Origin of the sequence: Pseudarthrobacter sp. NPDC059871, assembly GCF_042731175.1 — a bacterium.
Taxonomy (GTDB): domain Bacteria; phylum Actinomycetota; class Actinomycetes; order Actinomycetales; family Micrococcaceae; genus Arthrobacter.
The window spans coordinates 187,203-212,736 of record NZ_JBHWJV010000010.1 but is presented as its reverse complement, the minus strand read 5'-3'; the positions used below and the strand labels follow the sequence as shown (position 1 = coordinate 212,736).

At 67.2% G+C, this 25,534-nt stretch carries 26 protein-coding genes; 15 read left to right on the top strand and 11 right to left on the bottom strand.

The genetic code is table 11. The annotated features are described in order from the left end of the window. The first annotated feature begins 1 nt into the window (after nt 1). Nucleotides 2–832, top strand: coding sequence for an alpha/beta fold hydrolase (locus ACFV4R_RS14995; protein ID WP_377203177.1), 831 nt, complete (start codon nt 2–4; stop codon nt 830–832). Further along, entirely contained in the window at nt 829–2,598 is a 1,770-nt protein-coding gene (locus ACFV4R_RS14990) for an EAL domain-containing protein (RefSeq protein ID WP_377203176.1), read from the top strand. Before ACFV4R_RS14995 ends, ACFV4R_RS14990 begins: the two co-directional genes overlap by 4 nt. A gap of 147 nt (nt 2,599–2,745) precedes the next feature. Here the strand turns inward: ACFV4R_RS14990 and ACFV4R_RS14985 are convergent, their stop codons facing one another. Continuing rightward, nucleotides 2,746–3,069, bottom strand: coding sequence for a hypothetical protein (locus ACFV4R_RS14985; protein WP_377203175.1), 324 nt, complete (start codon nt 3,067–3,069; stop codon nt 2,746–2,748). 154 nt (nt 3,070–3,223) lie between these two features. Beyond that, nucleotides 3,224–3,589 (bottom strand): hypothetical protein, encoded by a 366-nt coding sequence (locus tag ACFV4R_RS14980; RefSeq protein ID WP_377203174.1) that lies wholly within the window; start codon nt 3,587–3,589, stop codon nt 3,224–3,226. Nucleotides 3,590–3,774: 185 nt separating this feature from the next. Here ACFV4R_RS14980 and ACFV4R_RS14975 point away from each other — a divergent pair, with 185 nt between their 5' ends. The 9 genes from ACFV4R_RS14975 (at nt 3,775) to ACFV4R_RS14935 (ending at nt 10,986) form a co-directional block, all read left to right on the top strand. Then, nucleotides 3,775–4,200, top strand: coding sequence for a hypothetical protein (locus ACFV4R_RS14975; protein WP_377203173.1), 426 nt, complete (start codon nt 3,775–3,777; stop codon nt 4,198–4,200). A 65-nt stretch (nt 4,201–4,265) separates the two neighbouring features. Further along, nucleotides 4,266–5,483: an MFS transporter gene (locus tag ACFV4R_RS14970; protein ID WP_377203172.1), complete on the top strand. Its 1,218-nt coding sequence runs from the start codon at nt 4,266–4,268 to the stop codon at nt 5,481–5,483. 88 nt (nt 5,484–5,571) lie between these two features. After that, on the top strand, nt 5,572–6,786 hold the full coding sequence (locus ACFV4R_RS14965) for an FAD-dependent oxidoreductase (protein ID WP_377203171.1): 1,215 nt from the start codon (nt 5,572–5,574) through the stop codon (nt 6,784–6,786). Nucleotides 6,787–6,849: 63 nt separating this feature from the next. Then, nucleotides 6,850–7,566: an esterase/lipase family protein gene (locus ACFV4R_RS14960; RefSeq protein ID WP_377203170.1), complete on the top strand. Its 717-nt coding sequence runs from the start codon at nt 6,850–6,852 to the stop codon at nt 7,564–7,566. 172 nt (nt 7,567–7,738) lie between these two features. Then, on the top strand, nt 7,739–8,278 hold the full coding sequence (locus tag ACFV4R_RS14955; protein WP_377203169.1) for an alternate-type signal peptide domain-containing protein: 540 nt from the start codon (nt 7,739–7,741) through the stop codon (nt 8,276–8,278). A gap of 70 nt (nt 8,279–8,348) precedes the next feature. Next, nucleotides 8,349–8,954 carry a SipW-dependent-type signal peptide-containing protein gene (locus ACFV4R_RS14950; RefSeq protein WP_377203168.1) on the top strand — a complete coding sequence of 202 codons (606 nt, stop codon included), beginning with the start codon at nt 8,349–8,351 and terminating at the stop codon, nt 8,952–8,954. Beyond that, nucleotides 8,944–9,597, top strand: coding sequence for a signal peptidase I (locus ACFV4R_RS14945; protein WP_377203167.1), 654 nt, complete (start codon nt 8,944–8,946; stop codon nt 9,595–9,597). The genes ACFV4R_RS14950 and ACFV4R_RS14945 overlap by 11 nt, the downstream gene beginning before the upstream one ends. A 50-nt stretch (nt 9,598–9,647) precedes the next feature. Next, entirely contained in the window at nt 9,648–10,079 is a 432-nt protein-coding gene (locus ACFV4R_RS14940) for a hypothetical protein (protein ID WP_377203166.1), read from the top strand. Between the two features lie 556 nt (nt 10,080–10,635). Then, the gene (locus tag ACFV4R_RS14935) at nt 10,636–10,986 is read left to right on the top strand and encodes a hypothetical protein (RefSeq protein ID WP_377203165.1); all 351 of its coding nucleotides are present in this window, start codon (nt 10,636–10,638) and stop codon (nt 10,984–10,986) included. A 22-nt stretch (nt 10,987–11,008) separates the two neighbouring features. Here the strand turns inward: ACFV4R_RS14935 and ACFV4R_RS14930 are convergent, their stop codons facing one another. From ACFV4R_RS14930 to ACFV4R_RS14915, 4 genes are all read right to left on the bottom strand, one after another. Continuing rightward, a complete protein-coding gene (locus ACFV4R_RS14930) occupies nt 11,009–11,899 on the bottom strand; it encodes a phosphatase PAP2 family protein (protein WP_056075739.1) in 891 nt (296 codons plus the stop codon). A 68-nt stretch (nt 11,900–11,967) separates the two neighbouring features. Next, nucleotides 11,968–13,155 (bottom strand): MFS transporter, encoded by a 1,188-nt coding sequence (locus ACFV4R_RS14925; protein WP_377203164.1) that lies wholly within the window; start codon nt 13,153–13,155, stop codon nt 11,968–11,970. 47 nt (nt 13,156–13,202) lie between these two features. Beyond that, nucleotides 13,203–13,712, bottom strand: a complete 510-nt coding sequence (locus tag ACFV4R_RS14920; protein WP_377203163.1) for an SRPBCC family protein — start codon at nt 13,710–13,712, stop codon at nt 13,203–13,205. A gap of 12 nt (nt 13,713–13,724) precedes the next feature. Then, entirely contained in the window at nt 13,725–14,066 is a 342-nt protein-coding gene (locus tag ACFV4R_RS14915; protein ID WP_377203162.1) for an ArsR/SmtB family transcription factor, read from the bottom strand. A gap of 125 nt (nt 14,067–14,191) precedes the next feature. Here ACFV4R_RS14915 and ACFV4R_RS14910 point away from each other — a divergent pair, with 125 nt between their 5' ends. The 4 genes from ACFV4R_RS14910 (at nt 14,192) to menD (ending at nt 20,616) form a co-directional block, all read left to right on the top strand. Continuing rightward, on the top strand, nt 14,192–15,208 hold the full coding sequence (locus ACFV4R_RS14910; protein ID WP_377203161.1) for a magnesium and cobalt transport protein CorA: 1,017 nt from the start codon (nt 14,192–14,194) through the stop codon (nt 15,206–15,208). A 62-nt stretch (nt 15,209–15,270) separates the two neighbouring features. Further along, nucleotides 15,271–16,272 carry an o-succinylbenzoate synthase gene (locus tag ACFV4R_RS14905; protein ID WP_377203160.1) on the top strand — a complete coding sequence of 334 codons (1,002 nt, stop codon included), beginning with the start codon at nt 15,271–15,273 and terminating at the stop codon, nt 16,270–16,272. Between the two features lie 227 nt (nt 16,273–16,499). Then, entirely contained in the window at nt 16,500–18,569 is a 2,070-nt protein-coding gene (locus ACFV4R_RS14900) for a PhoX family protein (RefSeq protein ID WP_377203159.1), read from the top strand. A 235-nt stretch (nt 18,570–18,804) separates the two neighbouring features. Continuing rightward, on the top strand, nt 18,805–20,616 hold the full coding sequence (gene menD, locus ACFV4R_RS14895) for a 2-succinyl-5-enolpyruvyl-6-hydroxy-3-cyclohexene-1-carboxylic-acid synthase (RefSeq protein ID WP_377203158.1): 1,812 nt from the start codon (nt 18,805–18,807) through the stop codon (nt 20,614–20,616). A 17-nt stretch (nt 20,617–20,633) separates the two neighbouring features. On the opposite strand, the gene ACFV4R_RS14890 is transcribed toward menD, so the two are convergent. The 5 genes from ACFV4R_RS14890 to ACFV4R_RS14870 all read right to left on the bottom strand — a co-directional run bounded on the left by ACFV4R_RS14890 (nt 20,634) and on the right by ACFV4R_RS14870 (nt 25,494). After that, entirely contained in the window at nt 20,634–21,461 is an 828-nt protein-coding gene (locus ACFV4R_RS14890; protein WP_377203157.1) for a VOC family protein, read from the bottom strand. Nucleotides 21,462–21,490: 29 nt separating this feature from the next. After that, nucleotides 21,491–22,714 carry an aminotransferase class I/II-fold pyridoxal phosphate-dependent enzyme gene (locus tag ACFV4R_RS14885; RefSeq protein ID WP_377203156.1) on the bottom strand — a complete coding sequence of 408 codons (1,224 nt, stop codon included), beginning with the start codon at nt 22,712–22,714 and terminating at the stop codon, nt 21,491–21,493. Nucleotides 22,715–22,984: 270 nt separating this feature from the next. Further along, nucleotides 22,985–23,773 (bottom strand): amino acid ABC transporter ATP-binding protein, encoded by a 789-nt coding sequence (locus tag ACFV4R_RS14880; RefSeq protein ID WP_091722293.1) that lies wholly within the window; start codon nt 23,771–23,773, stop codon nt 22,985–22,987. Nucleotides 23,774–23,784: 11 nt separating this feature from the next. After that, a complete protein-coding gene (locus tag ACFV4R_RS14875; RefSeq protein ID WP_015937991.1) occupies nt 23,785–24,576 on the bottom strand; it encodes an amino acid ABC transporter permease in 792 nt (263 codons plus the stop codon). Between the two features lie 117 nt (nt 24,577–24,693). Then, nucleotides 24,694–25,494, bottom strand: a complete 801-nt coding sequence (locus ACFV4R_RS14870) for an ABC transporter substrate-binding protein (protein WP_377203155.1) — start codon at nt 25,492–25,494, stop codon at nt 24,694–24,696. Nucleotides 25,495–25,534: the final 40 nt, after the last annotated feature.

Here is a 25,534-nt window from a genome sequence, read left to right as displayed (position 1 = left end):
CATGCTCGGAGCACTCACCGCAGAGAATGTTGCCAATCGCAACAACGTCACCATGCTGGGCCGCGCGGGCGGTCCGGTGATGCTGTTCGCCCACGGCTATGGCTGCGACCAGGAGATGTGGCGGCGGCTGGTGCCCTACTTCGCCGCCGACTACCGGGTGGTGCTTTTCGACCACGTGGGTGCCGGCCACTCCGACCTTGAGGCGTACCACCGGGAAAAGTACGGAACCCTGGACGGCTACGCCACCGATGTCCTGGAGATCTGTGAGGCACTGGACCTGGAGGACGTAATCCTGGTGGGCCACAGCGTCAGCGCCATGATCGCCCTGATCGCCGCGGCCCGCGAACCGGAACGCTTTGCCAGGCTGATCCTGGTGGCCCCGTCGCCCAGATATACGGACGACGCCGACGACGGCTACGTGGGCGGGTTCTCGAATGAGGACATCGAAGGGCTGCTGGAGTCCCTGGACAGCAACTATTTCGCCTGGGCTGAGGCGCTGGCGCCGATAGCCATGGGCAACCCAGACACCCCCGAGTACGCGGAAGAGCTCCGCAGCAGCATCTGCCGGACCAACCCGTCCATCGCCCGGCACTTTGCCCGCGTCACCTTCCTCTCCGACACCCGCCACGTCCTGCCGCAGGTCCAGTGCGACAGCCTGATCCTGCAATGCACCGACGACCTGCTGGCACCGGCAGCGGTGGGTTCCTACGTCCACCAGCAGCTCGGCAACAGCTCCCTGGTCCAGCTGACGGCAACCGGCCACTGCCCCCATGTGAGCGCTCCCGAAGCCACGGCCGCAGCCATCCTGCACTACCTCCATCCACGCCCGTGACGGACACCGCCGGCCGGCCCGTGGCCAACTTCGAGACGCTCTTCCACCAGGCGCCGTGCGGCTACCTCATCACGGACGACGCCGGCCACATCTCCGCGGTCAACGACACCTTCGTGCGGTGGACCGGTTACAGCCGGGCGAAGCTGCTCGGCTTGAAACTGCAATCCCTGATGCCAGTGGGCGACCAGATCCTCTACGCCACCCACTGCATCCCGCAGCTGGGCATCACAGGCTCGGTGTCCGAGATTGCCGTGGACATCATCGGCGCCGACCACGTCCGCCGGCCAGCGCTGCTCTCGGCTTCGCGTTTCGCGGCGTCGGGGCAGGAACCGGACAGCGTCCGCGTGATCATCTTCAGCGCCCACGAGCGCCGGCTGTACGAGAAGGAACTGGTATCCGCCCTGCGCGCCGCCGAGAAATCGGATACCAGGCGTGCCCTCGCGGAGCAGGAACTGCAGCGGCTGGCCCTCCACGACGCCCTGACCGGCCTGCCCAACCGGGCCGGCCTGAAGGCCCGGTTTGGCGCAGTGCCGGCTGCCGGGGCAGCAACGGACAGCATGAGTGAGGGGAATCCGCTGGCGGCCCTCTTCATTGACCTGGACCACTTCAAGGCAGTCAACGACAGCCTGGGCCACGGAGCCGGAGACAACCTGCTGGTGTCCGTTGCGGGACGGCTGGCCGCCGCTGTCCAGGCGCCCGGTGCGGTGGGGCGGCTGTCCGGCGACGAGTTCGTGGTGCTGGACGCGGTGGCCGGGACAGAGGAAGCGGCCGCCCTGGCCGCCCGGCTGCTGGACGTCCTCGCGGCACCGATCCATCTCGAGGGCATTGAAATCGTCACTTCGGCCAGCATCGGCATCGCGGTTGCCCGGGGCGGGGATGACACTGTTGAGGACCTCATCCGCCGTGCGGACATCGCCATGTACCGGGCCAAGGAACGGGGCCGGAACCGCTGGGAACTGCACCGGCCGGCACCATCGGACCCGGCTGTGGACCGGCTTCGAGCCCTCGGCGAACTGCGCCGGGGGATCGGCGAAGGCGCCCTCCGCGTCCACTACCAGCCCCGGATTGACCTGCATACGGGGAGGGCCAGCGGTGTGGAGGCCCTGGTGCGCTGGCAGCATCCCACCCGGGGCCTGCTGCCGCCGTCGGAATTCATTGCCATGGCCGAGGAATCCGGGCTGGTGCGTCCGCTGGGTGCGTGGGTGCTGGACGAGACCCTGAAACTGGCCGAAAGCCTGCGCAGGGATGACCACCACGGTGCCGGACTGGAATTTGCCGTGAACCTGTCCGCCCGGCAGCTCAACGATCCCGGGCTGGTGGACATGGTGGAAGGCGCCCTGGAGCGGCGCAGCATGGACCCGGCGCTGCTGCTGCTCGAAATCACCGAAACGGCACTGATGTCCGATCCCGGCGCGGCCGTGGAATCCCTGACCGCCCTCAAAAACCTGGGCGTTGGGCTCGCCGTCGACGACTTTGGCACGGGCTACTCAAGCCTTACCTACCTGAAGAAATTCCCCATCAACGAACTGAAGATTGACCGGTCCTTCATCATGGGGCTGGGGCTGGACACCGGGGACGCCGCGATAGTGGGCAGCTGCATCGACCTGGCCCACGCGGTGGGGATCCGGGCCGTGGCTGAGGGGGTCGAAACTTCCGGCCAGGCCCAAACGCTGCAGGACATGGGCTGCGACCTTGCCCAGGGCTACCTCTTCGCCCGCCCGCTTCCTGAGCCGCGGCTCAGGGAATGGCTGGCATCGCACGCCTGACTACGCCCTTAATCGCACGTCGCCCCGTCCGGTGCCGCCACCCGTATGTGTGGGTTCAGCGGCAATGGGACAGGGCGAGGGGCGGAACTTTCAGGAATGGCTGGCACGCGGGCCCGGTGCATGGGCTCTGTGGTGCCAGGGTCTTCGCTATGCGGCCAGGCGGGTGGCGGCGGCTGGGAGCTTGCGGCGCGGTGCCAGGACACTGATGGTGCAGGGTGCCTGGAGCGGATCGATCCTGGTGGGCAGATGTCGGGTTTCCGACGCGGTCCGGAGCATCTCCAGTGCGGCTTCATCCACGAAGGCCTGCGAGATGTCCAGTTCCAGGTCCAGCCCTTCCTTCAAGGAGTTGGCCCGTTTTGCTACTACATACAGGGCGTTGACGCTGTGGACGGTGATATGCCCCTTTGCAATCACCTTCGCACGTGCGTGGTCGAGATCAACACGGACAACAATGTGGAGCTTAGAGTTCAAGATGTAAAGCCTTCCCCGGCATTGGCTGCGACGCTGCAGCTTTTTGCGTGGCCGTTTTCATCAGCCTCATACAGAGTAGGGGGTGGATGTGATCCACGCAACACTTTGACGAATTTATTACAAGACGGGTTGATGCTGATCCTGTGACTGCAGGTCAGCCCACTGCTTCGGGAACCCTGCCGGCCAGGTCCGGAAGCCTCCCGGTCAGCACCGCCGCGGGAGCCACGGACCAGCGCTGACGCTCGGGCTCGAAGGACACCACCACCGAGGCATCGTTTTCGCGGGCCTCATCCATGGCAAGCAGCAGGGCGTCCTCCATGTGCCGGGCATACTCCAGCCGATCACCAAGGGAGCCCTGCAGGTCCGCATCGTCAATGAGCACATGGCCCTTGCCGTCCACGATGACCTTCAACGAATACCCCTGGTCCTCGTGGAGGGATCCGCGGGTGGATGAAATTTCTGTGACTCTGTCTGCCCGGACCAGCCCGTTGCCGAGCGTACGGATCCACACTTCACCCATTGCCTTGACCTCCCCTTGGCTGGGGGCGCGGATCAGCACCCCTAAGGCGAAATGTACTCCTCCGCGGGCGGTTTGTGACCCCCGAATTTATTGCCCGGGGAAGGCAGGTCCGCGCTGCCGTTCAGCCCGCCCCGCGGGACCTTCGGCACTTCCGGACCGAGGCAGCCCGGAACCACGCTGGTGGCATGGCTACGACCAGCCGCGGCGGCGGCGTTGGCTCCGTCCTCGTCAATGCTGTCCTGCTGTGGGCCATTAATATGTGGCCCGGCTGGCGCATGGTGCCGTTCCTGACTTCGGACATGACGCGCGTCCTTGACGCCGTCAATGCCGCCCTCATTGCCGGCATCATCGTGAACCTCGCCTTCGTGGTGGTCCGGTCGAGGGGCCTGCAGGCCCTGGGAAACCTGGTGGTCCTCGGCTTCGGAATGGCCGCGCTGCTCCGTCTCTGGGACGTTTTCCCATTTGATTTCGGCGATGGCTGGTCCGGGTGGCCCCTGGTGGGGCGGGTGTTCCTGGCGCTGGGAATGGTGGGCTCGGTTATCGGTGCCGTGGTGGAGGTGGTGGCCTTGATCCGGTCACTGGCAGGGCTGGCACCCCGGACCCGGCAGTAGCTTCTGTTGCGCGGGGCGACGTTGCGCGCCGGGGTGAAGGAGGGTGCCGCCCTAGGATAAATCTGATGACTTCCCCCGGTGGCTCCCAGCCCTTCAACCTGCGCAGCATTGCGGTGGCCGCCTTTGGACCCACCCTGCTGTTTGGCCTGGGGCAGGGGGCCATCCTTCCCGTGGTGGCCCTGACCGCCCGCGACCTTGGCGCCACCGTCGCCGTGGCAGCCCTCATCGTCACCCTCATGGGCCTCGGGTCCTGGTTCTTCAACCTGCCGGCGTCGCTTGTCACGCTGAAGTTCGGTGAACGCTGGTCCATCGTGGGCGCGTCCGTCGCCGCCGGCCTGGCGCTCGCCGCCGCCGGGTTGTCCTCCCTTGCGCCCAACGGCCTGGTGCTGCTCGCCGTGGCGATGACCGTCGTCGGGATGTCCGGAAGTGTCTTTGGCCTGGCCCGGCAGAAGTACCTCACCGAGGCGGTGCCGGTGGAATTCCGGGCCAGGGCGCTGTCCACGCTGGGCGGCGTGAACAGGATTGGCGTGTTCATTGGGCCGTTCCTGGGTGCTGCGGTGATGCAGTTTGGTGGCATCAACGGCGCGTACTGGGTGGGTGTGGTGGCCATGGCGGCGGCCGCGCTGCTGTCCCTCACCATCCCGGACCTGGCCGCTCCGGACGCGTCCGACGGCGGGAGGCCAGGCCCGCAGCCCACGCTGCGGAGTGTCGCGGTGTCCCACGCGGGGGTCTTCCTCTCCGTGGGCATCGGCATCCTGTTGCTGTCCGCGCTCCGCTCCTCGCGGCAGGTGGTGATCCCGCTGTGGGCCGACCACCTGGGCATGGACGCCACGTCCGCCTCCCTCATCTACGGCCTGTCCGGGGCCATCGACATGCTGGTGTTTTACCCCGCCGGGAAGCTCATGGACCGCAAGGGCCGGCAGTTCGTGGCTGTTCCGTCCACCCTGCTGATGGGGGCGGCGCTGGTGCTGATCCCGCTGACGGGCTCGTTCACCGGGCTGCTGCTGGCCTCGCTGCTGATCGGGTTCGGCAACGGCATCAGTTCCGGGCTGGTGATGACGCTGGGGGCCGATTTCTCGCCGGACCGAGGCCGCGGCCAGTTCCTGGGGCTGTGGCGGTTCATGGCCGACGCCGGTTCCACAGGCGGCCCGCTGCTGCTCTCCGGGGTGACCGCCGTGGCATCCCTGGGCGCGGGGATCTCAGCCACTGGCATCCTGGGGTTCGCGGCGGCGGCCGTGTTCGCCGTCGTAATTCCCCGCCTGAAGCACCGCCGCAACTACTGACGTGCGCCATCACTTGGAGTCCCCAAAACCGCATCTTAGGGACTCCATCTGATAGGGCAACGGTCTGTTGTGGGTGGACACTGTACCCATGAACACTCCCCGGAGCATCCAGCGGGACTGCGTCATCGCTGGGGGCGGGCCCGCCGGTATGGTGCTCGGCTACCTCCTCGCACGGGATGGCCTGCAGGTCACCGTCCTGGAAAAGCACGCCGACTTCCTCCGTGATTTCCGCGGTGACACCATCCACCCGTCCACCATCACCCTGCTGCGCGAGCTGGGCCTGCTGGAGCGGTTCCTTGACCTGCCGCTGACCCGCATCAGCACCATGGACGCGGTCTTCGACGGAGAGCGGTTCACCATCGCGGACTTTGGCACCCTGCCGGCACCGGACAACTTCCTGGTGTTCGCCCCGCAATGGGATTTCCTGAACTTCCTCGCGGCCGAGGCCTCGGTGCTGCCGGGGTTCGAGCTCCGGATGAGCACACGGGCAGATGAAATACTTCACGACGGCGGCCGCGTCGCCGGGGTGCGGGCCACGGATACTGACGGCGCCCTGGAAGTCCGCGCGCCCCTGACCGTGGCGGCCGACGGGCGCGGATCGTCGCTGCGGAACGACGCCGGACTTTACCCAACAGGCTCGGGCGTGCCCATCGACGTGCTGTGGTTCCACCTGCCCAAGCCCCGCGACCCGCTTCCGCCAACGCTCGGATACGTTTCCGGCAAGGGCATGGTGCTGACCCTGGACCGGGGCAGCTACTACCAGTCCGGCATGATCATCCGGAAGGACAGCTTGGACAGCATCAAAGCCGAAGGGCTTGCGGCGTTCCGAGCCCGCATCGGTGCCGCAGCTTCCCACCTTGCCGTCCCGGCGGAGAGCATCGTGGGCTGGGACCAGATCAAACTCCTGTCCGTGAAGATCAACCGGCTGCAGACGTGGCACCGGCCCGGCTTCATTGCCATTGGGGACGCGGCCCACGCGATGTCGCCCATGTTCGGCGTCGGCGTCAATTACGCCATCCAGGATGCCGTGGCACTCGCCAACGCCGTCACGCCCGGGCTGGCCCGCGGCGAGGTGCGCGACGACACGCTGGCAGCGGTGCAGAAGCGCCGGGAGGTGCCGGTCCGGAAGATGCAGCGCATCCAGCGCCTGGGCCACCGCGCCATCGCTCGGCGCCCCGGCCGGCGCGCCTTCGTTCCCCGGCCGGCGAAGTGGATTCTACGTGCCTTCGGCCCGCGGATACGCAGGGCGGCAGCCCGGTTCATCGGCATCGGGTTCCGCCCCGAACACCCGCAGATCTTCTGACCCGCGGGGAGTCTGGCCGAAGGGATTGGTGGGTACCCGCCGGAGCGCGGTTATCCTCGACACATGGGTGAAACGGGGACTCGGGTTCGGACCAGCCCACTGCAGAAGGCGCTGTGGTGGGTGCAGGACTATGCGTACGCGGCCATGTGCCAGGTGGAGGGCGTGCTGTCCCGGGTGCAGCCAGGGTCCTTCCACCAAGGCACAAGGAACCCCGTGGTGATCATCCCCGGGGTGTACGAAAACTGGCAGTTCATGCTGCCCCTGATTCAGCGGATCCACGACGCCGGCCACCCCGTCCACGTGGTCACGGTCCTGCAGCGGAACAAGCTTGAGATCCCGGCAGCGGCCCGGCTGGTGGCCCAACACATCGAGGAGGCAGGGCTGCGCGACGCCGCCATCGTGGCGCACAGCAAAGGCGGGCTGATCGGCAAGTACGCCATGCTGATGATGGACCCGGAGCACCGGATCAGCAGAATGATCACGGTGTGCACCCCCTTTTCCGGCTCCAGCTACGCGAGGTACATGCTGCTGCCGAGCCTGCGGATGTTCTCGCCGCGGAACGCCCTGACCCTGGAGCTGGCCCGCGAGGAAGCCATCAACAGCAGGATCACCTCCATCTACGGCCCGTTCGATCCGCACATCCCGGAGGGGAGCGTCCTGCCTGGCGCCACCAATATCGCGCTCCCCACGGCCGGGCACTTCCGGATCCTCGGCGACCCGGAGACCGCCCGGATCATCACCGAGCAGCTGGCCCTCCCGCAGCCCGGCTCTGCGCTGTAAGCCCCCTTTTCAGCCCTCACCGGTAAAAGCCCTGTTCAGGCCGTGGTTTAACTTTCAAATAACTTGAGCTTTCTTTGCCTCTTTCTGCGCTTTGTTCCTGCGTTTGGCTGTGCATTGTTGTTCCCAGCAAGACAACTTCCACCCAAGTAAGCAAAGTCTGAGGGGACACATCATGAAGAACAGCACTCTGATCAAGGGAACCGCAGCCATCGCCGTAGGCGCAGCACTGTTGCTGGGCGGCGGCGGCACCCTGGCCAACTGGAACGCCGAGGCAACCGCGGCTCCCGGCACCATCGTTGCCGGCGACCTGAACGTCGCGAAGACCGCCGCCGGCGTCTGGAAGGACCGGGCCGGCACCACCATCGACATCAACACCTACAAGGTGGTTCCGGGCGACAAGCTCACCTTCACCCAGGACCTGACCGTCACCCTGGTAGGCAACAAGATGGCCGCTGACGTCAGCACTACAGGCATCAGCGCCACCAACGGATTTACCGCCGCCAACGTGTCGGTCTCCGCGCCGGCCCTCACCCTGGGTGGGACGGCCGTGGCCAACCCGCTGAAGCCCACCGGTTCCGCGCAGACGGTCACCGCAACCATCACCTTTGAATTCCTGTCCACCACCACGGGCCGTGCGGACACCACCGCCAGCTACAACTTCAATAACGTGGCGTTCCAGCTGACCCAGGTGGCCCAGACCGGTCTTTCCTAACCTGACACGGCCGGGTGGCCCTCGGGCCGCCCGGCCAGCAGAATAAGGAAACAGACCAGGAGGAGACACCATGCGCATCAAGCGCTCACTGCAGGCGGCGGCCCTGGTCGCCGCAGCAGTGCTCCTGGGCCTCCTCACCATTCAGGGCAGCTACGCCCTTTGGAATGCCACAGTTGTTGCGACTCCCGGGACAGTCAGCTCGGCATCGTTCGATATGGCGATGACGGCAGTCAACTCGGGCCAAACCACCAACATGACGCTGGCCAACGGAACGGCAGCAACCCTGACGCTGTCTCCGGCAGGCACGCTGGGGCCGGGAACCCCGGTGTACGGCGGGGTGCAGGTCACCAACAACACCAACGCCGGTGGCCAGTTCAACACCGTCATCACGGCGGGCCAGCCAACCATCACCAATGTCAGCGGCGGGACCCTGGCCAGCTACATCAGCGTCACCGCCAAGCGGGCCACCTCCACCACAGAATGCAGCAACAGCGCCGGCTATCTGGCTATCGGCGCGGGCGGGCTTGACTCGCCCACTGTGGCCAAAAACGGTTCCACCATCTTTTGCTTCCAGGCCAGCCTCAGCTCCGCGGCCCCCAGCTCCGTGAAAGGACAAGCAGTGAACATCACCCTTCCGCTCACCGCCCGTCAGTGCGGGGTGTCCGGTGGCTGCTGACCTGACCGCCGGGCCGGCCTTCCCGGCCCGCGCATCGCGCAAGAAGTCCCGCTCCGCCAACCCGTCGCCGTCGGACGCTGACGCAAGCCGCCGCAAGGGCACCGGGGCGTGGGCCGCCGTCGGACGCATCCTGAGCATGTCCGCCATGCTCGTGGCGCTGTTCGCGGCCGTGGTCCTGATCGTGATTCCGGTGGCAACCGGCTCGCAGTCCTACACCATCCTGACCAAGTCCATGGTGCAGAAGTTCCCGCCGGGTACGTTCATGGTGATGAAGCCGGTGGCGTTCGACGAACTCAAGTACGGCGATGTCATCACGTTCCAGATGTATTCCGGCCGGCCGGACGTGGACACGCACCGGATTGTCGGTTTCGGTTCCACCCAGGCGGGGGAGAAGACGCTGATCACCAAGGGCGACAACAACGGCGCCAACGATCCGGAGCCCGTCCGGGCCATCCAGGTCAAGGGCAAGCTGTTCTACGCCGTTCCGTATGTGGGCTTCGTCGCCAACGCCCTGGGCAACGCGGACCGGGACACCTGGACCGTCCTGGCCGCCGTCGGCCTCATCGGCTACGGCGCCATCACCGTCTACAAATCAGTCCGCAAGCCCCGCGGCAGCAAGGATCCGTCCGGAGCCGTGGCCTAATGCGTACGTTCCGGAACCTGCCAGGGGCCGCGGTTGCGGTCGGTGCTTTCGTGCTGACCGTCATGCTGGGGGTCGGTGGGACTGCGGCGTCGGCCCTGTGGCAGCAAAGCGCCACCGCCACCATGACCGTCACAGCGGCTGGCTCCTGGGCTGGGCCCGCCTTCACACTGTCGTGTGCCGACCCATCGAAGAAAACCGTGGAACTTACGGTGGCGCCGAATACCACCCTCTCGTCGAATCAGCTGCCGGCCACGCTTTCTGTCTCGGCGGTCAACTCCTCGGCAACCTATTCGGACTGGCAGATTACGGCGCCCAACACGAGCGGCAAGATTACTCTCACCACAGGGCACCCCCTCGTCAGCGGCCAGAGCACCGGGCTGATCGACATCGTGGTGACCGTCACCTACAAGGACAATTCGTCGGCTTCGGTTTTTCGGTCTATCCGGAAGGGAAACGGCAACAGCGAGATCACCTGTTCTTAGGAATTGGCCACCAGAAGTCCGCCAGCTCGGCGGAAGCAGGCGCCGCCACCACCCCCCCCGAGGGCGGCGCCAGCTTCTGCCGAGCTGGTGTGGTCTAGGGCCGGAAATTTTCGTCGGCAGCAGGGGGACCGCGGGTAACTCGCGAGGATCCCAGGGGCCTTGACGGCCGGAGGCGGCCGGCCGGAGCGCCCCGCGGATCACCCAAGGCCAGGAACCGCCGGGGCAACAAGCCGTTAAAGGCGAAGAACCGCTGCCCTGGCGGGAGCGGTTCTTCGCGTGACTGGGAAGTGGGTTCCTGGCGGCGCCCACTTCAAAACGCCGCCAGGAGCATTGGGGCGTCTCCAGCAGGAGCCGCGATGCCGGGTCCCAGCAACCCGGTAAGGGCTACTATCCGGTAACCGGATCAAGGTCCGGCCGGATCTGCCGCAAGGAACACTCAACTTCGCGTCATGATTTGAACCAATCCGCGCCCAAAAGCGTCTCACTAAGGGCAGGAAGGCCCTACCGTCCTGCGTGGCCCGGGATATTTTGGGAGCAAAGGGTCCGTGGTTTCCCCGTGATCACGGAAGGGGTGGTGCTGGTGGAACTATTCAGTGACAAGCCTGCCCTGGCCGCTGCCGCCCTGACCCGGTTGGCGGCCGCGGACCTCGAAAGCGGCGGAACGCCTCCCGGACGGATGCAGGTATTCCTGGGTGACCTGGTGATGAGGAACGGCCCGGACATCCTTGAACGGGTGGCCATTGAACTTGCCCGCCAACACCTGGCGTCCCTCGAGGAACTCGCGGTGGCCACCGGCCGGCCCGCGGCCCGGTACCTCGATTCGATTGAGCTCGCGGCGGCCATGGATGAGGAGCCCGACGGCGGGCAGCCCGGCTTTGGCATCCCGCCGCACTTTGGCGGGGAGTAGCGGAGCGGCAGCGTCCCTGGCGTCAGCGGCGCCGCGCCGCGAAGGCGAACAGCGATGTGGTGGCCACCGTGGCCAGGTATCCGGCGATCACGATCAGCGAGATCCCGGCCCAGAAGTAGTTGGTGGTGCTGGTTTCCTGCCACGGGCTCGGCGCAATCCGGATCAGCGAATAGGCCGCAACCGCCGCGGAGGCAAGGCCAATCAGCACCGGAAGGACCAGCCAGATCCTGGCCGAGCCGATGTGCCTGTTGAAGCCCTCCCAGGCAATCCAGGTTCCGCGCCGCAGGATCAGCCACCCGGCCGGAATCATGAACGCCCCCACCAGCAGGAACGCCGCCACAACATCGGCCGGGCGGTGCCACTGGTTGATCAGGGTGGACACCCCGGAGGCAATGGCGAACGTGCCGCCCACGAACCCGGCCATGGGCCGCCAGCGAGGTGAGGCCATCAGGAACACGGCCGCCGCAGCCGACGCCGCCAGGGTGGTGTGGCCGGACGGCAGCGAATTCAGCTCCAGGGTCACCACGCCCTTGTCCGGCCGGGCCGGAAGCAGGTCCTTGAGTACCTGCGTGGCCACGTTCGCACCGATGCACGCCGCCACAGCGATCCCGGCTTCGGTCCAGTGCTTCCGGATCACGGTGACGAACAGGATTACGACGGCGGCCATCACCAGGGAGATGGTGGGCAGCAGGTCCAGGAACCGGGTGGTCGCCTTGCCGGCCGGCCCGTGGATGTCCACCGCTTCCACCAGGGCCGACTCATCGATGAACTGCCCAGTGGTGGTCTGCACGAAGTAGTAGTACGTGGCCACGAGCCCGGCAACACAGGCCAGGGTGGCCAGCACGAACAGGAAACCCGATCCCGGTGCGGGCCGGGCAGGCGTCCTGGGGTGCGTTTGCCGTGAGGAAGTCATCGCCGTTAAGGGTGTCATAGAAAGCTGGGAGGCCTCTCGGCATGTGCTGGGCGCGCCGTCGGTGTTCACTAAGCGGGCGGGCCGGTTGGGGGCAGCCGGGGAATGCTGGCCGCTGCCACCACCAGCGCCAGGGCGCCCAGCCCGAACGGCAGGGCCGTCAGCGTAGCCACGCCACCCACCAGGAGCGGGCCGCCGGCGTCGCCGAGTTCCCTGCCGAGCTCGGCCGATCCCATGGTGCGCCCCATCCGTTCAGGCGGTGTGCTGTCCGCCAGGTGCGCGAAGCCCAAGGGAGTGGCGGCGCCGATGCCCACTCCGATGGCCGCCGCCGCAACGAAGATGGTGGCCGCGGCGGGGGCGGCCGCCAGCAGTGCGACGCCGGCGGCAATCAGGATGAGCCCCGCCGTCGTGCCCCTGTTGTCCGTGACCCGGCCCTGGTCCCGCAGCCTGCCCATCCACGGCTGGGTCAGCACCGAGCCGAGCGCCAGGACGCTGACGGCGGCGGTACCGGCGAAGGCGTCCATGCCGTGGCGGGTAGCGAGTGCGGGAAGGAATCCGATGGCCGCGCCGAGCGCACCGGTGGAGGCGGCGAGGACCAGCGTGGGAACCCAGAACCTGCGCTCGCCCACCTGCCGGGCCAGGTCCATGACCGTGTAGCGCTGGCGGGGGAGCGGCTCCAGACGCGGTACAGCCGCCAGCACCCACACGGCGGTGGCCGCTGCCAGCACGGCAAGGGCGCCGAACAGCAGGGCGAAGCCGCCGGCCAGGATTAGCCCGGCCCCCAGCAGCGGGCCGATGATGTAGCCAAGGCTCTTCCATGAACCGTATTTGCCAAAGTAGGCGCCCGCCTTGCCGCCGCGCGCGAGCCTCGCCACCATGGCGGACGACGCCGGCGAGAAGGCTGAGGCGGCGGCGCCCTGTCCCAGCCGGGCCAGGGCGAGCATGAGCGGGTCCGCTGCCCACAGCCCGATGAGCGACAGGGCGGCGAAGGCCAGAAGCCCACCCACGATGACCGGTTTGGGCCCCACCCGGTCGCTGAGGGCGCCGAACACGGGTTTGAGGAAGACCTCAGCAACGTCGTACAGGGCAAGCAGGATGCCGAGGTTCAGCAGCGTCAGGCCGATGTTCCCGCTTTGTGCGCCCAGGCCGGCTGCGATGCTGTGGGCACCGAAGGCCGTCACAAACCCGGCGGCGTACAGCGGGGCTGTGGCGGTGCGGGTGGCCACCTGGTGGCGGGAGGGGGTTTCGGACTCAGTCACACGATGGACTGTAACAACTGCTGCATCTCCTGGAGTGCTGCGCCGTGTCAGGCGAGGGAGGCTGCGAGCTCCTCAATAATCTCGAACTGTTCGCGGACGCCGCCCTCCATGCCGGACTGCGCGATCATGTCCCGGACTTCCCTGGTGCCCGCATGGGTGCGGATGCTCACCCTGGTGCCGGAGCCGCCGTCGGCCGCTTCGAAGGTGACCGTGTTGACCACTGCGCCTTCTTCGCTGTCCTGCGCCATGCCCGGGAACTCCATCACCTCCGTGTGCACGATCCGCTGGTCCGGCTCGATCTCGCGGTAGGTGCCGTGGAAGGCCACCTCCGCTTCGCCGTGCGCCAGCATGACGTACCGCCATTTCCCGCCCACCCGGAAGTCCATCTCCGCCACTGTCATCTCGCCGCGCCGTCCCGGCCACCAGCGCCGGACGAGCTCCGGTGTGGTCCAGGCTTTGAAGACGAGGTGCGGCGGGGCGTCCACCGTCCGGGTGATGAGGATTTCCTCGTCGCTGGGGAAGGTCACGTCCATGGTCCTGCTGCCTGCCTGTGCCATTTGTCCTGCTCCTTAGTGTCCGCTTTCCTGATCCCGGATATCTTCCAGTACGCCGTCGAGGAGGTCGAAGCGGTCCGCCCAGAGGTCCGCGTAACCGGAGACCCAGTCGTGGATGGGCTTCAGCGCCTGCGGCTGGAGCCGGTAGACCCGTTGCCGCCCGGCATCGCGGACCTCCACGGCGCCCACCTCCCGCAACACCCGCAGGTGCCGGGACACGTGCGGCTGCGCCAGGTCCAGCAGTTCCACCAGTTCGCTGACGGTGCGCTCGCCGCCGGCCAGGACGTCCAGGATTTCCCGACGGCGGGGCTCGGCCACGGCGTTGAACGCATCTGCGGTTGTCGCTGCCCGGGCCATGGCCCCATCGTATACCCATATTGATATGTAAAGAAGGGGCTGTTGGCGTGCCGGTCCCGAAGGTCTACCCTTCGTGCAAGGGGTCCGGTGCGGGCCCCGCGGTGGCTCCTGAAGGAGGCGAAGCCGTGACGATCGTCGACAACGCCGTCTACGTGAACGGGATGCGGACAGCGGACCCGGAAAGCCTGGATGAAACCTACTTTGCGCTGAGGCAGCGCGAGGGGATGGCCTGGATCGGCCTGTACCGCCCGGACGCCGGGGAACTGGAGTCGGTGGGCGAGGAATTCGACCTGAACCCGCTCGCCGTCGAGGACGCCCTCGCAGGCCACCAGAGGGCCAAGCTGGAACACTACGGCGAATGCCTGTTCCTGGTGCTGCGGCCTGCCAGGTACCGCGATGACGTGGAGAAGGTGGACTTCGGCGAGATCCACGTCTTTGCCGGTGACGAGTACGTGGTGACCGTCCGGCACGCAGAATCACCGGACTTGGCCAAGGTCCGGCGACGCATGGAGTCGATGCCCGAGTTCCTGGCCCTCGGCCCCGGGGCTGTGTTGTACGGGATCCTGGACCAGGTGGTGGACGAGTACGAGCCAGTGGCCGCCGGCCTGGAGAACGACATCGACGAAATCGAGGACGACCTCTTCGGCGCCGACCCCGAGGTCTCCCGGCGCATCTACGAACTCTCCCGCCAGGTCATCACGTTCCAGCGCGCCACGAGCCCGCTGGCCGGGATCCTGCAGGCCCTGATGGCCGGAACCCCGGAACGCCCCGCTGATGCCGACCTCCAGGACCACCTCCGCGATGTGCTGGACCACGTCCTGCGGCTCAACGAACGCGTGGCGTCCTTCCGGGCACTGCTCCAGAACGCGCTCGCGGTCAACGCGGCACTGGTGGCGCAGCGGCAGAACGAGGAGATGCAGCGGATGACCGAATCCAGCTTTGAGCAGAACGAACAGGTCAAGCGCATCTCATCCTGGGCCGCCATCCTGTTCGCCCCCACCCTCGTGGCGTCCATCTACGGCATGAACTTCACCGCGATGCCCGAGCTGACCTGGACCTACGGCTATCCATACGCCATCGGCCTGATGCTGGCCATGGGCCTGGGGCTGTACGTCACCTTCAAGCACAACAAATGGATCTAGGTTTATCCACTTAGGCATTCCGCTGCCGCCGTGGCCGCGCGGCCCGCCGGTACAGTGAATCCATGCCTGCCCGCGACGCACAGATCCCCCCACTTGACGAACTGCTGGCGGGGGCACACGTTGTCAGCCTGCCCATGCGGGTGAAGTTCCGCGGGATCATGGAGCGGGAATCGCTGCTGATCCAGGGCCCTGCCGGGTGGGGTGAATTCTGCCCGTTCCCGGAGTACGGCGATGCCGAGGCTGCCCGGTGGCTGGCCGCCGCCGTCGAGGCCGCCTGGCAGGGGTTTCCCCAGCCGCTGCGCACGGCCATACCCGTCAACGCCACTGTGCCTGCCGTGGAAGCCTCCCGCGTGCCGGAGGTCCTGGCGCGTTTCGGCAGGGTGGATGCCGTCAAGGTCAAGGTGGCGGAGCGCGGCCAAACCCTGGAGGATGACGCCGCACGGGTGGAAGCCGTCCGCGCGGCTCTCCCCGATGCCGCGATCCGCGTGGACGCCAATGGCGGCTGGGACGTGCCCGCCGCGGTCACGGCACTGACCCGGCTGTCCGACGTCGGCCTCGAATACGCCGAGCAGCCCGTCCCGGACATCGAGGGCCTGGCCGAGGTGCGTTCGCGGTTGCGCGCTGCGGGGACGCCGGTGCTGGTGGCCGCCGACGAAAGCGTCCGCAAGGAGGACGATCCCCTGAAAGTGGCACGGGCCGGCGCGGCCGATCTGATTGTGGTCAAGGTGGCGCCGCTCGGGGGAGTGCGGCGTGCCCTGGACATCGTGGCGCAGGCCGGGCTGCCCGCCGTCGTCAGCTCCGCGCTGGACACCTCAGTGGGCATCCGTGCCGGGCTGGCCCTTGCCGCGGCGCTCCCCGACCTGCCGTATGCGTGCGGGCTGGGGACGGTATCCCTGTTCGAATCCGACATCACCCGGGACCCGCTGACGGCCGACGACGGCGCCATCACCCTCCGCGAAGCCGCCGCCGACCCCGGGCTGCTGGAGCAGTACGCGGCAACGCCGGAACGCCGGGACTGGTGGCTGACACGGCTCAGCCGCGTCCACGCCCTCCTCTCCAGGTAGACGCGCGCTCACTTGTGGCGGCTCTCGAGACGACGCGCGCTCACTTGTGGCGGCTCGTGCGACGACCCGCGCTCACTCGTGGCGGTTCTCGAGACGACGCGTGTGCAATGACCTGACGTTCCTGCAGGTCATGGGCGGTTAACCTCAACTTCACCTGCAGGACGGCTCCACGTCGGAAGCGGCTGGAAGGGTGAGCGGGACCCCACAGAGATCCTTGGAAGGCCCCCATGTCTGAAACGACTGCACGCAAGTTCACGCTCCTGCCCATGCTCGGCCACACCAAGGGGAAGCGCAGCGCCGTCACCTGTGCCCTGAAATGCGACAACGCCTGTGCCGGCGACGTCTGCAACACCAGTTCCAACAGCTACTTCCGCGACATCGCCTCCGCCACCATGTCCCGCCGCGCCGCACTGGGCCTTGGTGCTGCCGGTGCCCTCGCCGTAGCACTGGGAAGCGCCGTGACGTCGCCCGAAACCGCCAACGCCGCCGGCCTGTCCAAGGCTGCCAAGGAGGGCTTCGGTAAGTCCAAGCTCAAGTTCACCGCCATCCCGTCGGTAGACGCCGCCGTCGACGCCGTCACGGTGCCTGACGGATTCACCTGGCAGCCGGTAATCCGCTGGGGCGACCCCATCTTCAAGGACGCTCCGGCGTTCGACCTGAACAACCAGACTGCCGCTGCGCAGGAAAAGCAGTTCGGCTACAACAACGACTACACCGACATCATCGAGGTCCCGGGAAGCAAGGGCAACCGTGCCGTCCTGTTCTCCAACCACGAGTACACCAACGAGAACATCATGTTCCCGGCCACGATGCCCGCGGACCAGGTTCGCGCCGTGGGCGCCGCCGCGCACGGCCTGTCCGTGGTGGAACTTGAGCGGAAGAACAAGAACAAGCCGTGGTCCTACGTCCAGGGCGCTGGCCTGAATCGCCGCTACCTGAACAGCACCGTCTACGAACTCACGGGGCCCGTGGCGGGATCCGCCCTGGTCAAGACCGTGGCGGACCCCAGCGGCCGCGCCATCAAGGGAACCCTGGGCAACTGCGCCGGCGGCACCACCCCTTGGGGCACCATTCTCTCCGGCGAGGAGAACTTCAACGGCTACTTCGCGGCTCCGGGCACCTCAGCCGCGGACAAGCGCTACGGCCTGACCTCAAAGGCCACCGCGCGCCAGTGGGAACTCGACGATCCCCGCTTCGACACCCGCAACGCCGGTTACGAGAACGAGTCCAACCGCTTCGGCTGGATCGTGGAAGTGGATCCCTTCGACCCCACATCCACCCCGAAGAAGCACTCCTCGCTGGGCCGCTTCAAGCACGAGGGCGCCAACGTGATTGTCGCCAAGTCCGGCCACGTGGTGGCCTACTCAGGCGACGACGAGCGTTTCGACTATCTCTACAAGTTTGTCTCCAAGGACAAGTACCGCGAAGGGGACCGCAAGCACAACATGACGCTGCTCTCCGCCGGTAACCTCTACGTGGCCAAGTTCACCGGGAACTCGCCCGCCGCCGAGATCACCGGCACCGGCGCTGTCCCCTCTGACGGCTCCTTCGACGGCATCGGCGAGTGGCTGCCGCTGGTAGTGGACGGCAAGTCGGCCGTTGCCGGGATGTCCGTGGAGGAAGTCCTCGTCTACACCCGCCTGGCCGCCGACAAGGTTGGCCCCACCAAGATGGACCGCTGCGAGGACGTGGAGCCCAGCCTGCACACCGGCAAGGTGTACGTGGCCTGCACCAACAACTCCAACCGCGGCACCGGCGCGAACGAGGCCGCCACGGAGGTCAACCCGCGCAACCAGAACCGCGACGGGCACATCGTGGAAATCACCGAAACCGGCGATCAGACCTCCACCACATTCACGTGGAACCTGCTGATGGTCTGCGGCGATCCGGCGCAGGGCGATGTCACCTACTTCTCGGGTTTCCCCGCGGACAAGGTCTCACCCATCTCCTGCCCGGACAACCTCGCGTTCGACTCCGTGGGCAACCTCTGGATCTCCACCGACGGCGCCCCTTCCGGCATCGGCCGGGCTGACGGCCTTTTCAAGGTCACCCTGGACGGTGCTGAGCGCGGCAAGGTGGAACAGTTCCTCGCCGTTCCCCGCGACGCCGAGACCTGCGGCCCCATCGTCCACGACGAAGAGCGCTCGGTATTCGTCTCGGTTCAGCACCCGGGTGAAGACGGAACGTTCGAGGCACCCCGGTCCTACTTCCCGGACTACGTTGGTGCCGGCGCGAAGCCGGCCGCCGGCCAGGTACGCGCACCGCGCCCGGCAGTCATCCAGGTGTTCCGCGGGTAAACCCCACGCGCGCTCACTTGTGGCGCCTCTAAGGCAAACGCCCGCTCACCGGGCCTCCAGGTATCTGGGGCTGGTGAGCGGGCGTTGTGTTTTAAGCGACCACGAGTGAGCAGGCGTTGTGTTCTAAGCGACCACGAGTGAGCGGGCGTTGTGTTTTAAGCGACCACGAGTGAGCGGGCGTTGTGTTTTAGGCGACCACGAGTGAGCGGGCGTTGGAGGGTGGCAGACTGGGTTGGTGACTTCGCTGAACGATCCCGCCCACGACGCCGCCGCTCCCGCCCACGACGCCGCCCCTTCTGACGGGCACGATGCCGCCACCTTCGACGCGCGAGCCGAAGCCGGGGAGGCGCCCGCGCTGAGCGCCATTGCCGCGGCGCGCATCGCCGTCGGGGTCCTGCTCGACGGCGGTGTGCAGCACGTGGTGGTCTGCCCGGGATCGCGGTCGGCACCTATGGCCTACGCCCTGGCCGAGGCGTCGGCAGCGGGCAGGGTGGAGCTGCTGGTCCGGATCGACGAGCGGGCCGCCGGCTTCACGGCACTGGGACTCGCCCTGGCCACCGGATCACCCGCCGCCGTGCTGACCACGTCCGGGACCGCCGTCGGGAACCTGATGCCGGCGGTGATGGAAGCCAACCACGCCGCCGTCCCGCTGGTGGTCCTCTCCGCGGACCGGCCGGACGAGCTCCGCGGCACCGGCGCGAACCAGACCACCATCCAGCCTGACCTGTTCGGCGACCACGTCCGGTTCGCCGTCGACGTTCCCGCCGGTGCCAGCCCCGAACGGGCCGTCAGCACCGCGCTGTCCGCCGCGACCGGGGCGTTCGATGACATTCCGCCGGGCCCGGTCCAGCTCAACCTCGCCTTCCGGGATCCGCTGGTGCCGGCTGACGGGGAGGGGCTGCCTGCCGCCGCTGCACGCCGGCGCTTCCGGATCGGTGCCGAGCCGCTGGTCATGGACCTGCCCCCGGCCTCCGAGAACCTGCCGGAGCGCCGCACGGTAGTGCTGGCAGGGCACGACGCCGGCCCGGTCGCCGAAGCGTTTGCCCGCGCCCACAACCTGCCGCTGCTCGCCGAGCCGTCCTCCAATGCGAGGTTCGGTCCAAACGCCGTGGGCCCCTACCGGCTGCTGCTGGAACACCTTGCTCACGGCTCCGGGCAGTCCATCGAGCGCGTGGTGCTGTTCGGCCGGCCCACACTGTCCCGGCCGGTGGCAGCGCTGCTGGCCCGTCCCGACGTCCAGTCCGCGCTGTACCAGCCGGTGCCCGTGGCCTGGTACGAGCCCGGCCGGCGTACTGAACTGCCACTGGCGGACCTGGCCGACCTCGCCGACTTCGCGGGCAGGGGATCAGCGGCCTGGCTGGACATTTGGCTTCTGGCGGGCGCGGCAGCCCAGCACGCCGTGGACCAGGTGGTGGCTGCGGAGGCTGCTGCCACGGGCCCGTCGGTGGCGTCTCTGGTGTGGAGGCACACCCGCGGCCAGCTGCTCCTGGGTTCCTCCAACGGCATCCGCGACGCCGACCTCGCAGCCCTCCCCGCCCCGGACCCCGCCGCCACCGTGTACGCCAACCGGGGGCTGGCGGGCATCGACGGCACCATCTCCACCGCCACCGGGCTGGCCCTGGGGGGCCGCCAGGAGACCACCGTCCTGTTGGGTGACGTCACGTTCCTGCACGACGCCGGCGGCCTGCTCCTCGGCACCGGGGAGGAGGTGCCAGACCTCCGGATCGTGGTCCTTAACGATGCCGGCGGAGCGATTTTCGACCTGCTGGAGCACGGTGCGGTGCGCGACGGCGGCCGTTATGGAGACGTCGTCGAACGCCTCTTCGCCACGCCGCACTCAGCGGACATTGCGGCACTCGCCGCAGCCTACGGCGTGGGCCATGCACTGGTGACCACGACGGCGGGGCTCGCCGAAGCGCTCGGCCGGCCGGTGCAGGGGCGCAGCATAGTGGAGGTCCGCACCGACCGCAGCGCCCTGCGGCAGCTCCACGGGCGGATCAAGGATGCGGTGTCCGCCGCCGTGACAGGCGTGCTGGCGGGGCAGTAGGCGGGAAACCGGCGCCGTCAGCCACCCGGGGGAGTGAACTGGCTGGCGGAGAAGATGGCTCCCTGCGGATCCCGGATGAGTGCCTCGCGTGTCCATTCTGATTCGTCCCGCTGCAGCACCTCGGCGCCCAGCCGCTCGGCGTCGGAAGCGGTCTGGTCCCGGTCCGCGACGGTGAACGTGACGTGCCAGTGCGGCGGCCTGTCCGGACCGGTGGTGACGATCCAGGCAATCGCGTCTTCGAACCCGATGGGCGAGGCTATCTCCGACTGCCGCGCCCTGATGTCCGGGTCTACCGTCGCCTCCAGGTGGTCTCCGTAGCCGGGGCGCCGGACCAGCATTCCGAATCCGAGATCGTCCACTTCCCAGCCGAAGGCCTCCTGGTAGAAGCTGATGGCAGGGCCCGGGTCCGGCGTATGCAGGTCGCTGAAATTCCAGGATCCCGGCACATTCGCCACCTGTACGCCCGGCCTCCGCCTGGCCTGCCAGACGTGGAACCCGGCCCCCTGCGGATCGGCCAACTCCGCGTCCCGGCCGCCCTCGCCCGCGTCCTCCGGCGGGGAAAGCAGGGTGGCACCTCCGGCAACAAGCCGCTGGACGGCGGCATCGGCGTCGTCAACGGCAATGTAAGTGCTCCAGGAGGCCTCCGCACCGCCGCCGCTTCCCAGGCCCGCAACGTCCTGGCCGTCGAGCTTCGCGATCAGGTACCGGCCGGGGGCACCGGGAGGCATGACGTCCTCGAATGTCCAGCCGAACAGCTCCGAGTAGAAGGCCGCTGCGGCGTCAAGATCCGGCTGGGTGGTGTCAATCCAGCAGGGGACACCGGCCGGGTAGGTCCTGGGGTTCATGCTTCACTCCTGTTCGTTGGGGACAGTTGTCATGCAAGGGCTTCTTTCAAGGCCGCCTCGAAGACCGGCAGGCTGCGCTCAATCATGTCCTCGTTGGCGGTGAGGGAAATCCGGAAGAAGCCGGGAGTCTCGAACAGCGCGCCCGGAAGGACAAAAACGTCCCGCGCCGCGAGCCGTGCGGTGAACGCCTCGTCGTCCGGGATGGGTGAGGTGACGTACAGATAGAAGGTGCCTTCCGGCGGGTGCACGCGATAGCCCATGCCGCCGAGCGCGTCCACCAGGCGGTCCCGGCGCCGCTGCAGCTGCCCGACGTCGATGGAGAACTTTTCGAGTTCCGGCAGCGCATGCTGCAGCAGCGCGTTCGGGTATATCCAGCCCATTGCCACCTGCAGGCCGGAGATGGCCGGCCGCAGGTGATCCCGGTGCGGCATTCCCGGCGGCAGGGCAAGATAGCCAACCCGCTGGCCGGGGGACAGGTGGGTTTTGCCGTAGGAGTAGGCCAGTAGGGTGTAGGGGTAGAACTCCACGGGACTGTGGAAGCGGATGCCGTCGAACACGATCCGGTTGTAGGGCTCGTCTGAAATGAGGTAGATCCGCCGGCCGATCCGTGCTGACGCCGTCTCCAGCAACTGAGCGAGCCGGGTCAGCAGTTCGGGCGGATAAATGCGGCCGGTGGGGTTGTTGGGCGTGTTGACGATAACGCAGCGGGTCCGGTCGGTGATGGCTGAAGCGATGGCGTCCAGGTCCAGGTTGAATGTGGTGGTGTCCACCATGACTTTTACCGGTACCAGGCCCGCCTCAAGGATCAGCGGCTCGTACAGGAACCACGGCGGCAGGCTGTAGACCACCTCGTCCCCGGGATCGGCAACCGTCTTCAGCGCCAGCGCAATCGCGGCGAAACCGCCGGTGGTGAGGTAGATGTCTTCCGGGCGGAAGGGCACGTCCAGTAGCACCTGAAGCGATTCCGCGGCGGCCTCACAGGCAGCGCGGCCGTTGGCTTGGTACGCGAACCACTGGTCATGCTGCGGGATCAGTGCGTCCTGCAGCGCAGCGACGTAGCGGCCGGCGGGCATCTGGTGGGGATTGCCGAATGTGAAATCGCAGCCTCCAGCCACCCCGTCCCTGCGTGCGCCAAACTCCCGGATGTATTCGTCAACCCGCAGGAAGGACGGGATCGATGCCAGCCGGGCTGCCCGGGCGGAGACCGGCGAGGCTGCCTGCGAGGCTGCCTGCGCGGCGGTTGCATCGTTCATGGATCGGCGCTCCTCTGCTGGCCCGGGACCGGACCGCAGGCGGCTCGGGCAGGGCGCTGCGGTGCGAGGGCTGTGGTGGGACCCATTCTCGGCTCCGCCCGCCACCATGTAAAGGCTGGCGTGAATGCCCACGCCCGGTCCCGCCGTCGTCCGCGGCCCCCACGTCCTGCAACGCGCAAAGGTGCCCGTGACGCACGAAATCCCTGGCGCTGCGGGGATATCCGCAGCGCCAGGGATTCGAGGTGTCGAAAACCGGAGGGGAAGCCCGGCCTAGTCCTCGATGTTGATGTGGGTGGGGTCCAGCACGCGGCGCAGGAACTCCTTGGTGCGCGGCTGGGCGGGGGAGCCGATGACCTGCTCGGCCACGCCTTCCTCCACCACAACGCCGCCGTCCATGAAGACCACGCGGTCGGCCACCTCGCGGGCGAAGGCCATCTCGTGGGTGACCACCAGCATGGTCATGCCCTCTTTGGCCAGGTTCCGCATGACCGAGAGGACATCGCCAACGGTCTCCGGGTCCAGGGCTGAGGTGGGCTCGTCAAAGAGCATCAGCTCGGGGTTCATGCTCAGGGCGCGGGCGATGGCCACGCGCTGCTGCTGGCCGCCCGAGAGCTGATCCGGGAAGCGGTCGGCGAGGTGACCCAGGCCCACGCGTTCCAGGTTGTGCAGCGAAACCTTGTCCGCTTCGGCCTGGGACCGCTTGAGAACCTTGGTCTGCGCGATGGAGCAGTTGCGCAGGGCGTTCAGGTGCGGGAACAGGTTGAACTGCTGGAACACCATGCCCACCTTGCGGCGCATCTTGTCGATGTCCACATCGGGGTCGGTGGCTTCGAAACCGCCCACCTGGATGCTGCCCTGGTTGGGCTGTTCCAGCAGGTTGACGCAGCGCAGCAGGGTGGACTTGCCGGAGCCGGAGGGTCCGATCAGGCACACCACCTCGCCGGGCTTCACGTTCAGGCTGATGCCCTTGAGGACCTCATTGGAACCATAGGACTTGCGGAGGTCTGAGATGTCCACGCCGGCTGCGTGCACGGTGGTGGAATGTACGACGTCGTTCATGGCTTCCCTGCCTATCGCTTGGTCCGCGCGGAGCGGCTTTCGAACTTCCGGGCCAGGAGGCTCAGGGGGATGGTGACCACCAGGTAGAAGGCACCGGCCACCAGGAGCGGCGTGAGGCCGGCGCCGAGGCTGGAGATGCCGTCGCGGCCGAACTTGGTGAGCTCGTACTGCGAAGCGGTCAGGCCCAGGACGTAGATCAGCGATGAGTCCTTGGTGAGGAGGATGACCTCGTTGGTCAGCGGCGGAAGAACGATCTTGAAGGCCTGCGGAATAACGATGGTGACCATGGCCCGCCACTGCGGCATGCCCAGGGAACGGGCTGCCTCCAGCTGGCCCTTGGGTACTGCCTGCAGGCCGGCCCGGAGGGTTTCGGCGATGTAGGCCGAGGCGACGATGCCCAGCGAGATCATTACGATGATGGTCACGTTCCACTGGACGCCGAACGCCAGCGGGACGCCGTAGCCGAAGGCGATGAACACCAGCAGCGCCGGGATGCCGCGGAAGAACTCGATGTAGCCGGTGGCAATCCAGCGGTACAGCGGGAAGCTGGACAGTTTCATCAGGGCCAGCAGCAGGCCGCCGCTGAGCCCCACCACGAAGCCGAGGAACGTGTAGATCAGGGTGTTCTTCAGGCCCACCAGGAAGATGTCCGGGAACATCGGCCCGATCTTGCCGAAGTTGAAGACGTTGGTGGCCATGGTCTTCCAGTCCGTGGCCAGGATCAGTGCGGCGATGGCCACCACAAAGATTCCGGCCTGGACATACAGGCTTACTCTGGCTCGCTGGCGTGCGGTCATTGCCATTGGGTGCTCACATTCGTTGTGCGTGGCTGAGGCCCCGGACGGCTGCCGTGCGTGCCAGCCGGGGCCTCAATGCCTAAACTCTGCTCACCGGGGCCCGGGGTGGGCCCCAAGCGGTGGCTACTTGGCGGTCTCGCCGAACCAGGTGGTCTTGAACTTCGCCAGGCTGCCGTCATCGGTCAGGCGCTTGAGCGTGGTGTTGACCTGGTCCAGCATCGCGGTGTTGCCCTTCTTGATGGCAATGCCGAGCTTCTCGCCGGTGGCGTAGTCCTCAACGCGGGTGAACTGGGTGTTGTCCTTGATGGCGTAGCCGAGCACGGACTGGTTGCCCAGGGCGGCGTCGATGGTGCCGGCCTCGAGGGCCTGGACCAGGAGGCCGGAGTCCTCGAACTGCTGCGCCTCGATGCCCTTCTCCTGGGCGTACTTGGCGCCGGTGGTGGCCTGCTGGACGCCCACCTTCTTGCCCTTGGCGGAGTCGATGTTCTCTACGCCGGAGCCCTCCTTAGCCACGAGGGTCAGGTCGTCATCCATGTAGGGGTCGGAGAAGTCCATGACCTGCTTGCGGGTGTCCGTGATGGACACCGAGGAGATGGAGACGTCGCAGCCGGTCAGCGCGGTGCCGGTCTCGATGGCCTCGAAGGAGCTGTCCACGATGTTCAGCTCGGCCTTGAGGTCCTTGGCCACCTCGTTGGCGATGTCGATGTCAAAGCCCACCGTCTTGCCGTCCTTCTGGAATTCGAACGGCTCGTAGGGGACGTCGGAGCAGACGGTGAGCTTGCCTGCGTTGATGAGCTGGATGCCGCCCTCGGATGCAGCGGGGGTGGAGCTGCCGCCGCACGCCGTGAGGGTGAGGGCACCGACGGCGAAGAGTGCTGCTGCCTTGGCGGTCAATTTGGCCGTGGCCAGGGACTTGAGCTGCATGTTTCTTACCTTTTGTTGCAGGGGTATGCGGTACTAAATC